Genomic DNA, 11,997 nt, shown 5'->3' on the forward strand with positions numbered 1-11,997 from the left:
AAATATTTTATCAAATAATTATAAAAAGATATCATATGAAAAATATATTAATGTCAGTGGTATTGTTGGTTGCCACAGTTCTGGCATTCACTAGCTGCGACCCGCAGGATAGTACGGATTATAAGCTGGGACCAATTCCATCAGCTGATCAATTAAGTTTTACTGTTGCCAAATCAGCAGCGAATCCTAATATATTAGAAATAAAAAATACTTCAAAGATACCGGGCATTGCTATCTGGAGTTTCGGCAACGGAGCCGGTGATAAAGGAGATAATGTTGAAGGAGCCTATCCTTTTAAAGGGAATTATACTATCTCTCTCTCATTATATACATCAGGTGGGGCTGAAACAGTAACTCAGGATGTTACCATTACTGATGATGATTTTAGTTTGTTAGATACACCGATGTATAATGCTCTGACTGGCGGACTAAATAACACGAATGGCAAAACATGGGTGTTCGACACTGAAAAGGAAGGTCATTTCGGGGTATTCCCTAGCGATAATTCCTGGTCTTGGAACGCTGCGCCCAATGAAAAAGCAGAATCCAGTTTATATACGCAAGAATTCACTTTTAGTATAAAGCCTAACGGACTTGAACTAACGTGGGTAAATAATGGATGGATATATACAAATGCTAAAGGAAAAGATGCCTTGGCCGCATTAGGATATACAAATGCTGTTGTCCCTCCGGCCGGTGATTTCGATGTGGAATTTGCGCCGAAAAACCATTATACATTCTTAATGGTGGAATCAACCAATACTCTCACTTTAGGTGAAGGTGCGTTTATGGGGCACTATGCAGGTACTTCAACATACAAAATTGTGAAACTGACAGAAGATCAGTTAGAGTTGAATTGTGTAAGTACTATCGAATCCGGTAATAATTGGAGGTATATTTTTAAGCCTAAGCAGTAAATATAAATATTTTACAGGTTGCCTGACCATGCTTTATTCAGGCAGCCTGTTCTTTTCAAATAATACATGGATATAAACTTGTTTGGCAAAAAGTAGCGACTAAATAACCGGCTATGTCAGAGTATATCAAAAAGATTAATACATTATGAATATTAGAAAATCAGGATTCTTAGGCTTACTTGCCTTATCGAGTATTTTTTCGTCAAGTTACGCTCAACAAACTATAGAAAAAAGAGTGGAAGACCTCCTCTCCAAAATGACATTGGAAGAGAAAATCGGTCAAATGAATCAAATCAGTTTTTTCACTGTCGATGATAAAGCTATAGCTCAGTTCAGTGACGATGACATGGATACATTCCTCATCAGAATGGGCATAGCAGGCGGAACAGACCAGAAAAAGCCATCGGAAATGCCTAAATCTGAAAAGATAGCCCTTATCAAAAAGACTGCCGGCCAAATGTTGGATAATAACTTTGTACAACCGATAAAAGATGGTAAAATAGGCTCTTTGCTGAATATTGTTGATCCGGAAATGATAAACAATCTTCAAAAAGCAGCTATGGAAGAAAGCCGTTTGGGGATACCGATGATTATAGGGCGCGACGTTATTCATGGTTTTAAGACAATATTCCCGATTCCATTAGGACAGGCAGCATCATTTAACCCACAATTAGTAGAAGACGGCGCGCATATTGCTGCTGTTGAAGCCCGTTCTACAGGCATTACATGGACATTCGCCCCTATGCTGGATATCTCCCGCGATGCTCGTTGGGGGCGCATAGCGGAAAGCCTTGGAGAAGACCCTTATCTGGGAGCACAACTTGGTGCGGCTATGGTCAGGGGGTTTCAAGGCAATGGAAATCTCAATGATCCGAATGCGATAGCTGCCTGTGTGAAACATTTCATAGGGTATGGCGCAGCCGAAGGCGGCCGTGATTATAATAGCACGAATATTCCTCCTTACCAGATGAAAAATATTTATTTACCTCCTTTTCACAATGCTATAAAAGCAGGTGCAGCCACATTAATGACTTCATTCAATGACAATGACGGCATACCTGCATCCGCTAATGAGCATATACTGAAAAATATATTGAGAGATGAATGGAAATTTGATGGCTTCGTAGTTTCAGATTGGGCTTCGATGGGAGAAATGATACCCCATGGATATGCAAAAGATGATAAGCAGGTAGCAGAACTTTCGGCAAATGCAGGTGTAGATATGGAGATGGTAAGCGGGGCATATATGAAATACTTACCGGACCTTGTGAAGGAGGAGAAAATTACGATGGAAACTATAGATAATGCCGTTCGTAATATCCTTCGTGTGAAATTCCGTATGGGCTTGTTTGAAAATCCGTATGTAGATACCCAAAAGCCATCTATACTCTATACAACTGAACATATGAAAGCGGCCAGACAAGCTGCTGTCGAATCAGCAATCCTGTTGAAGAATGATAATGTCCTACCCTTAAATGAGAATAAAAAAATTGCCATCATAGGCCCAATGGCTGATGCCCCACACGATCAGATGGGAACGTGGGTTTTTGATGGGGATAAGAATTATACCGTAACTCCTTTGGGGGCGCTAAAAGCAGATTATAAACATATTAACTATGTATATGAGCCTGCATTGGCTTATTCGCGTGACAAAAACACTTCAAACTTTGAAAAAGCCAAGGCCGCAGCGGCTTCTGCTGATGTTGCTGTAGTATTTCTGGGTGAAGAATCTATACTCTCGGGGGAGGCTCATTCTTTATCAAATATTAATCTTATCGGTGTACAGTCCGAATTGTTGAAAGCAGTGAAAAGTTCCGGCAAACCTGTTGTCCTTGTCATTATGGCTGGAAGGCCACTGACAATAGAACGCGACCTGCCTTACGCAGATGCAGTATTATTCAACTTCCATCCGGGAACTATGGGTGGTCCTGCTATATTCGATCTTCTTTTTGGAAAAGCTAATCCGAGTGGAAAACTTCCTGTGACATTCGTTCGCGAAGTAGGACAGATACCAATGTATTATAATCATAACAATACAGGGCGTCCGGCTCCTGAAAAAGTAATGACATTGGATGAGATTGAACTGGAAGCAGGACAAACATCGCTGGGTAATACTTCATTCTATCTCGATTCGGGCAAAGATCCATTATATCCATTTGGATACGGGTTGTCATACAGTACATTCGAGTATTCCGATTTATCACTATCATCGACATCAATGCCGATGAACGGGTCGCTGACAATAAAGGTCAATCTGAAGAATACAAGTAACACCGATGGTACCGAAGTAGCCCAACTATACATACAAGATATGTTTGGCTCGATAATACGCCCTGTAAAAGAACTCAAAGGATTTCAACGTGTAAGACTAAGAGCTGGAGAAGCAAAGACAATTGAATTTAAAATTACAGCACACGATCTGGCTTTCTATGGTCGTGATTTGGTTAAAAAGGCTGAAGAAGGTGATTTTAATGTATGGGTCGGTGGAAATAGCAATGCTGACCTAAAGGGTACTTTCTCTGTGACAGAATAAAGTACACAAAAGGGTATAAGAATCAATTAAGGCGTGTGGTTCTTATACCCTTTCTTCTACTAACACCGAATAACTCACTATAATAGATGCGAATAACAACGATAAGAGATAATAAACCATGAAGAATTTTATTTATTTATTTTTGATCCTTATTACTTTGTTTGGTTGCCAGTCTAATGAAACTAAAACTCAATATACCGACCGCTTTTTAAGAGTTGAAGGACCGGACATTCTAAAACCTAATGGAGAAAAGTTCCTGATACAAGGGATAAATCTGGGCAACTGGCTTAACCCGGAAGGATACATGTTCCTATTTGGTGCAGAAGCCGCTTCTTATCGCCAGATCAATGAAGCTTTCTGTGAGATGGCCGGACCTGATTTCACGAAGAATTTCTGGAAAGAATTTAAAAAGAATTACATTACTGAGGATGATATAAAGTATATCAAAGAAACAGGAATGAACTCAATACGCATCCCATTTCACTATAAACTTTTCACTAATGAGGATTATATGGGATTGGATGCTTCGCATGATGGATTCGAACTTATCGATCAGGTAGTAAAATGGTGTCGTCAGCAAAATCTGTATGTGATCCTTGATATGCATGATGCTCCCGGGGGACAAACAGGAGATAACATAGACGATAGCTACGGTTACCCATGGTTGATGGAAGATGAGGAAAGCAAAGTGTTGTTTTGCGATATATGGAGACAGGTATCTGAACATTATGCAAATGATACGATCATCCTTGGCTATGATCTTTTGAATGAGCCGATAGCGCATTATTTCATGGAAGATTATGCGCATCTGAATGATTCCTTAGAACCACTATATAAAAGATGTGTAAAAACAATACGTGCCGTTGACAAGAATCATATAGTATTGCTCGGCGGAGCTCAATGGAACGGTAATTTCAGTATGTTTAAAGATTCGAAGTTCGACGATAAACTGATGTATACTTGTCACCGCTACTGGTGCGATACATTGCAGACTGACATACAAGATTTTGTACAATTCAGGGATAGTGTAAACCTGCCTATATATATGGGAGAGACAGGAGAAAACACTCATCAATGGATTGCCGGATGGACGCGACTGATGGAACGTAATAACATTGGATGGCACTACTGGCCATATAAGAAAATGGTACCGGAAAGTTGTATGATGACTATTCCGACTCCTGAAAACTGGGATATTATAGTGAAGTATACAAAACAAGACAGAGCTACTTTTGCCAAGATACGCGAAGTACGTCCGGACCAGCAAACAGTAAAGAAAGCGATGACTACATTGCTTGAAAATATGAAATTTAAGAATTGTGTAAAAAATGAAGGGTATACACTTGCGCTGGGTATGAAGCCTTGATTAATATAACTCTTATTTTTTATACATGTCGTAATGAAAGGTTTATCAATATGAAAGTAAGTCATTCATTACGACTGTTATTACTATAGAAATAAAGAATTAAGTATCATAACTACACCAATAAGAATTAATCCGCAATATACGTATTTATAAAATGCATTGCCTTTTATCTTTTTATTTAAATATCTGCCTATAAAAACAGCAAATATTATAACCGGTATACTATACAAAAAGTATAGAAGTATTTGTGCGTTAATAAGCCCTTCGCTTACATATCCTATCATACTAAATAGTCCGGCCGGTAAAAAATAGGCCTGCAGGGTCGCCCTAAAATGTTGCGCATCCCACTGGCGAAGATTACCATATACAACCAGAGGTGGGCCATTTGCCCCATACGCGCCACCTAATACACCTGAAAGAAATCCGCATACAAACAACCAGATTTTACTGTCTTTTTCCAATTTGATAGTATTCTTTCCGACTAAAGAATATATAGCGTAAAGAATGATTATAAGTCCAAGTATAATCTTTACTATAGCTTCATTACCATAAGAAAGGATAAAAAGTCCTACCGGTATACCTAAGAAAGCATATAAAATGAGCCACTTCGCACTATGGAAGTGAATCTTGGAATGATCATGAATAACTACAACCAATGCTACTAATATAGACATCATAACAGCCAGTGATACTGCCATACCTATAGGTAGGAATAAACTCAATAATGGAACGGCAATAAGAGCCTCTCCAAAACCAAAAGTGGAACGGAACAGCGTAGCTGAAAAAGCTATGATGATGATTAATGATATTATAAATATTGCAGACATGATATGCAAAAATACAAAATTCTGCGGTGAATGATAGTGTATTTATGTTATCGAGTCTTCATAAATTTACCAGTGTAACAAACTTAGCGTATTTCCGCTTCTTTTTATATCTCTATTTGAAATGTTTATTGGCAAATTTCACAAATTGCTGCCAGTCATACAGATTGATATCATGATACCCCGCGCGCACATGGTAACCAATATATCCAGTATGAACAGGCTGGTTGACTGCCGGCATGTCTCTGACTGGCAATCCAGTGAGTCCAAATAGTTCATATACCGGAGTAGCATGAACTCCTGATAGGAATTCACCTTTCGGGTCAGCCCAACGGTCTTCCACAGCGCTGGCTATATATACTAGGCGCGGTGCCATAAGAGCTATTAATTGATGCTGATCGACAGGCAGTTCGTTCTCTTTATCGTTGTACTGTTTAAAATTCTCACAAAACCAATGCGGGAAAGTCGTGTTGATTGTTCGGCTCGTCTCACCGTACTTTCTTCTCGAAAGGGCAGCACCACCACAACCCGAATCATTAGATATTACCATAGCAAAACGCTGATCTATGGCACCGGCCCATAATGCGGCCTTTCCATGGCGGGAGTGTCCGAATACGGCAACTTTAGTAGCATCGATGTCTTCATCCGTTTCGAAGTAATCCATAGCGCAACTTAGTCCCCAAGCCCATGTAGCCAGTGTCCCCCATTCATTTGGTTCTGGTCTTGTCTGTCCGCTCTTATAAAAAAGAGGATGAACTCCATTCTGAAAACCGTCATCGTAGTCGGGATCGATATCTCCACTATAAACTGTCGCCAGTCCATAGCCGTTTGCAATGAGCATTTCCACAGGCCAGCGGGAAGATGCATCACCCAGTTTGAATGCATGCGGACGGATTTCGCTTTCCCCTTTACGGGGTTCCATTCGTATTACCGATTCAGTTATATCCGGATCTTCACAAATGCTATGATTACCTTTAAAGTTCAACCCGAAGAAAAGAGGAACCGCGCCCGCGCGTTTGTTAGGTATATACATCAAAATAGTCATGTAGTGCTCGTTACTATCGGTAAAATAAAGCGCTATTTCCTTGCGTGTCGCCATATTACCCAGTGCATATTTATTTTCCGATAATATCTCACAACGTATGTCCATCGGCCTTTCAGGAGCTTTTCCGTAAATGTGAGTTTCAAACAGATGTAAAATCTCGGGACGGCGATTTTCTACCCACTGAGTTTTGGAGTCAACGCTCTCTCCATTTTCCATTTTCAAAGGATCAGGCAATACATACTGCGGAACTTTTGACTCTTCATAATTAGGTTCCTGCCCATTTGCGAAGAAGAAAGAAAATAAAAGAATATATATTATTAATAAAGTTTTTTTCATAGTAAATTCTCTTTAGACTTTTTTCTTAATCTTATAAATGTTTTCGAGTAATAGGAATCATTTACGCCAACGAAACGTCTACATTTGCAGCAATTTCTCCTTTATAATGCTCATTTCAGTTTTAGATTCCGTTTGATAAATCAGCTTTGCAAATATACCAATATTATCATTATTAAAACCTATCACTTTTTCTGTATAAGATATTTTAATATTCAAATGTAAACTACAACTAGGAGACTAAATCTAAGGCCAAATCTTAATAATGTCCGACAAATTTGCTTGGAAATGAAAAATAATTACCTTTAAGCAATACATAGAATATACCGTAAATCAAGGGAAACAGAAAATCTTGACCCTTATGAAATGAAATTCTCTATAAAGGCGGATATACTGGATATATTATTGGATAATAAATGTATAGGCGCGAACTGTTTTTTATAACATAGGTTTTACCTGTCGGATACTACCATCTTCGTTAAATTCCATTTTATCTATACATATTTCTCTGTGATATCCACCCGCTCCATCAGGCATATCCACTCCATTAGGTTTATGGATGCGGTGGTAAACAATATACCATTCCTCGGTACCGGGAATTTGTAATACTGAATTATGTCCTGCTCCATAAATACCTTGAGAGTCATCTTTCATAATAACAATATTATCCGATGAAATAGTAAGTGGACCTAAGGGTGATTTTGCGGTAGCATAACGCACTTTATAATTGGGACTACGTGTATCGTCTTCTGACCAAAGGAAATAGTAAACTCCTTTCCGATAGAAAACATAAACAGCCTCGCGGAAAGTATTATCAGGGGTCATTACTTTTATTGTATTCTTTTTAATAGACACCATGTCTTTATTAAGTTCGGCTCCCGCCATATAGCCATTGCCCCAATAAAGGTAAGTTTTACCTGTTTTGGGATCGTTAAATACATCGGGATCTATCTGCTGCCCTCCTGTAATGCCATTGGGATAGAAATCTATCAATGGTTTACCCGAATCTCTAAAAGGTCCTGTCGGGTCATCTGCTACTGCCACACCTATTTTCTTAGGCTCTCCCTCTTTCCCTCCACTGAAATAATAGTAATATTTAAACTTGTCCTTTCCAACCTTTTTTTCGATGATACATGGTGCCCAAGCATTACCGTCAGCCCATGATACATCTTTTTTCAAGTCTAATATTACACCTTCGTCTTTCCAGTCTTTCAGATTATCAGATGAGAAGGTTTTGAAATAATATCCTCCCCAACCGTGAAATCCGTCGCTTGTAGGATACAGATAATATCTGTTGTTCTTCTCGGAATAAAGGATTTCAGGATCGGCATAAAAGCCTGCAATTACAGGATTCTTATCTGTTGGCATTTCAAAACCGTCCGGAACACCCCATTTATCAGTCAGGGCTTTGATTTCCCAACGGGTAACAGGTATTACAGAACCATGACGCGGATGGAAGTTCATACTGATTCTTTTATCTATAACTTTAAAAACATCGAGGTCTTTACTTTCGCAGAATTGGTATGAACCTTTTCCATATACATCGTACATCAATATGTAATTATCACTATTGATAAGTTTAAATACACTCGATCCTTCCACTGCATCACGTGTTTGTTGTTTGTAACCGGGTTGCTCTATCCATTTACCAGATGTAAGGTTATCGGTTATAGCCAGTTTGATTCCGTTTCCGTGCCCTTCTGTCTTATAAAACATATAATATAGACCATTTTTGTTGATAATATCTCCGTCTATACAAGACTTTCCGTTTTTTGGAAAAAAGAGTTGTCTGGGTTCACTTTCCAAATCGGTAAAATCCTCATTGGCATAGGCATAATAAATAATATCCGGTCCATTTCCGTGCTGCATAGACCAATAAATCATATATTTTCCGGCATCGGGATCATAAATAGTCTGCGGAGCCCAAACCCGTTTCAGATTTTCCTGACCTTTGTATTTCTGCTGTATATTAATAATAGAAGATGTCCAGTTTACCAGATCGTAGGATTTGAGTAAAATCATCGCCCGGTTTGAATCCCAGCCTTTGGATGATGTCATGTCGGTAACCACCATATAAAAGGTTTTACCGTCTTCACTACGAAGGATATGAGGATCACGCACCCCTCCGGTCGAACTAATTTGCTTGGAGTCTATTACCGGCTGGTTGTTGTTCAAAGATTTATAATTGTATCCGTCGCGGCTAATGGCATAACATATAGCTTCGTCCTTTACATCATTGCCTTTGAAGTAGGTAAACAGATAGCCAACATAATCTTTTTCTGCAGGACCTGATTTATATCCTTGGGCATACGTATAAAGCCCAATACACATCAGAAATGATAGTAATACAAGTACTCTGTTCTTCATCTTATATTTTATTGCATTTTACATTTTATAACAGTAAATGAATAAGCTGGTAGCTGCATCCTTTCGAGTTCATCTGTATTGATCACAGATTCTATAGGAAGAGAATTTTTACTGTCCGGCTTATCTGTAAGAGTAGTTCTCACAGCTTGTATCCCTGATATCTTCAGCGCATTTACATCTAAAGATGTATTTACCTCAACAGGGAGCATATTTACTAATTTTATAATTATATCTTTTGTTTTACTATCGCGCACGACCGAACAAGCAATCCGTTTACGAACCTTATCGTTGTGGGTTTGTACATCGACAATCGAAGATATATAATCATCCCCTGCATTTTCACCAAATAGCTTTTGTACATAATAGCCTACAGTTGGTTTCACCTCGGTATTATTAAAATAAATCAGGTCCGGATTCCATTGCGTATGATTTTCCTTTGCCAATAAAGGAGCATATGATGTCATGTCTACGACATCACCATTTCTTTCACACGAAATCAGATGAATGGCCTCGGCCAATGCTGTTTCCATATTATTAGGTCGTCCCGGCAAATGTGCTGCATATTCTCCAAGATATACTTTCGATTTATTTCGGTCGTATTTATCATAGAAATCCTGATTGTAGATAAACCATGCAGGAGGTTGGTAATAATGCTCGTCCAACATAGGAACCGCCAACTCATTTGCAAAAGCCCATCCCCGGTCGTAATCCGATCCTTCTGAAAATGGTCCGGCTGTTCCTATAACTGTTATTTCAGGGTGCTTTTCTTTTATAGCTTTGAAAATCATCTCGAAACGTTCTTCAAACACATCTGAAATAAGATCTTCATTACCCACACCAATATATCTTAAATCAAACGGCTTGATATGTCCGGCATCGGCACGCATTTTAGCCCATTTGCTTGTTCTAGGATCGCCATTTGCCCATTCTATCAGATCGAGAATATCCTGAATATAAGCATTCATTTCTGATAAAGGAATTCCACCTTGCTGTCCGCCGATAGCACAACCATGGTGTGCTGAATTCTGACATGGTACGCCTGCTGCCACTATTGGTACAGGTTCTGCGCCTATATCTTCACAAAACTGAAAATATTCCAGATAACCCAGTCCAGCGGTTTGGTGATAACCCCATAAGTTTCGTTGAGGTTTACGGGATTCTAAAGGACCTATAGTATTTTTCCAATGGTAGATATTATCTATGCCATCGCCATGAGCCACACAGCCACCCGGGAAACGCACAAATCGCGGTTTCATATCAGCCAGCACCTGTGCTAAATCAGCCCGAAGACCGTTTTTGCGTCCCTTGAATGTTTTTTGCGGAAAAAGGGACACCATATCCAAAGCAAATTTTCCTTCATTTTGAGGCAGAATCTCCAGACGGGCACTTGTCGCATCTGCACGGGCAGTAATAATAGAGTTGTATTTCTTCCATTTTTGCGAAATAGATTTAATTGTTGTTTCGCCATATATTTCACCATTATCGCCTGTTAATCGTATTTTTAGGTTTGTAGATTTACCGTTTAATACCCGGACAAAAACAGAAAAGTCATATTTCTCATTAGCTTTTAGTGCAATTCCGTCAAATCCTCTATTCATCAATCCTCCACCGACTTTGTTAACAGTAAGTATTGCGTAATGCCGATTATTTTCATGTATAGGGTTTTGTGTATCTATAGTAAATTCGGCATCCTTACCCTTGAGTTCCCAAGCTTTATAACTGTTCCACTCCTGATCGCCTTCCCTATCCGACGGTTGATATTCAAAACCTCTGTTCTGTATTAGTTCGGCATAAATACCACCATCGGCGGAATAATTAATATCCTCAAAGAAAATACCCAATAATTTATCACTTATTTTCTTAGTATTTTCCCCATTAACTATAATAGCGGCTTCTAGAGGTTGCAAACCCGGAAAACGACTATGATCGTCTTTAGTTGTTTCTGCAAACAATTCATTACGGTAATTGGTAAGACTCACTTTTGCAAGCAGATTCTCTATCATTAGCCAAGGTACTTTATGTATCGTTCCGATTTGAGATTTATTTAAGAGCGATATGGTCTGACGTTGTTCGTTTCGTTCGGATTTTGTTATCTGTCGCGTTTCACTATATGTTTTGAAATCTTTAGTATCTACTGCGTAAAAAGCCGTACCATTGTCATTAATACTAGCCCACGATACGGTATAAATATCATTTTGAAAGGATAATTCTGTTTGTAGACAATTCTTGCCTGCAGCCACAAGAGGATATGATTGTGGTTTCCAGTTTATCAGGTCTTCAGATGTAGTATATGCAAAAGCTCCATCCTGATTATTCAAACTCCATATAGCATGCCATTCGCCGTTTTTACCTTGTAGCAATACCGGATCAAACATTCTTTTCTGAGAACCCCAACGACCATAATCACTATTAACGAAAGCAAATTCAGGTCCTATCGAATGCCATTCTTTCCGATCGGAACTCCATGCAAAACATAACCCTCCCCTTCCCTCTTTTCTATCCTTATTGTATGCAAAAATGTATGCAGAATCAGGTTTATTTGCATATAAGCCTGTAGAAGAAAATATGCTCAAAACAATAATTATAAAGAAAAATGAATATTTTTTCATTGT

7 protein-coding genes are annotated in these 11,997 nt (G+C 38.9%); 3 read left to right on the forward strand and 4 right to left on the reverse strand.

The genetic code is table 11. The features are described 5' to 3' along the window. Positions 1-35: 35 nt before the first annotated feature. The 3 genes from K348_RS0102970 to K348_RS0102980 all read left to right on the forward strand — a co-directional run bounded on the left by K348_RS0102970 (position 36) and on the right by K348_RS0102980 (position 4,816). Positions 36-917 (forward strand): hypothetical protein, encoded by an 882-nt coding sequence (locus tag K348_RS0102970; protein WP_029902758.1) that lies wholly within the window; start codon positions 36-38, stop codon positions 915-917. A 145-nt stretch (positions 918-1,062) separates the two neighbouring features. Then, positions 1,063-3,450, forward strand: coding sequence for a beta-glucosidase BglX (gene bglX, locus K348_RS0102975; protein ID WP_029902760.1), 2,388 nt, complete (start codon positions 1,063-1,065; stop codon positions 3,448-3,450). A 118-nt stretch (positions 3,451-3,568) separates the two neighbouring features. Next, the gene (locus K348_RS0102980) at positions 3,569-4,816 is read left to right on the forward strand and encodes a glycoside hydrolase family 5 protein (RefSeq protein ID WP_029902762.1); all 1,248 of its coding nucleotides are present in this window, start codon (positions 3,569-3,571) and stop codon (positions 4,814-4,816) included. Positions 4,817-4,899: 83 nt separating this feature from the next. Here K348_RS0102980 and K348_RS0102985 read toward each other — a convergent pair whose 3' ends face one another. The 4 genes from K348_RS0102985 to K348_RS0103005 form a co-directional block, all read right to left on the reverse strand. Further along, positions 4,900-5,643: a sulfite exporter TauE/SafE family protein gene (locus tag K348_RS0102985; RefSeq protein ID WP_029902764.1), complete on the reverse strand. Its 744-nt coding sequence runs from the start codon at positions 5,641-5,643 to the stop codon at positions 4,900-4,902. Between the two features lie 112 nt (positions 5,644-5,755). After that, complete coding sequence (locus K348_RS0102990) at positions 5,756-7,021, reverse strand: hypothetical protein (RefSeq protein WP_029902766.1); 1,266 nt, start codon at positions 7,019-7,021, stop codon at positions 5,756-5,758. A 435-nt stretch (positions 7,022-7,456) separates the two neighbouring features. Further along, a complete protein-coding gene (locus K348_RS0103000; RefSeq protein WP_029902768.1) occupies positions 7,457-9,385 on the reverse strand; it encodes a family 43 glycosylhydrolase in 1,929 nt (642 codons plus the stop codon). An 8-nt stretch (positions 9,386-9,393) separates the two neighbouring features. Continuing rightward, entirely contained in the window at positions 9,394-11,994 is a 2,601-nt protein-coding gene (locus K348_RS0103005) for an alpha-L-arabinofuranosidase C-terminal domain-containing protein (protein WP_029902769.1), read from the reverse strand. Between the last annotated feature and the right edge of the window lie 3 nt (positions 11,995-11,997).

Source organism: Prevotella sp. 10(H) (assembly GCF_000711235.1).
In the GTDB taxonomy this organism is placed as follows: domain Bacteria; phylum Bacteroidota; class Bacteroidia; order Bacteroidales; family Dysgonomonadaceae; genus Dysgonomonas.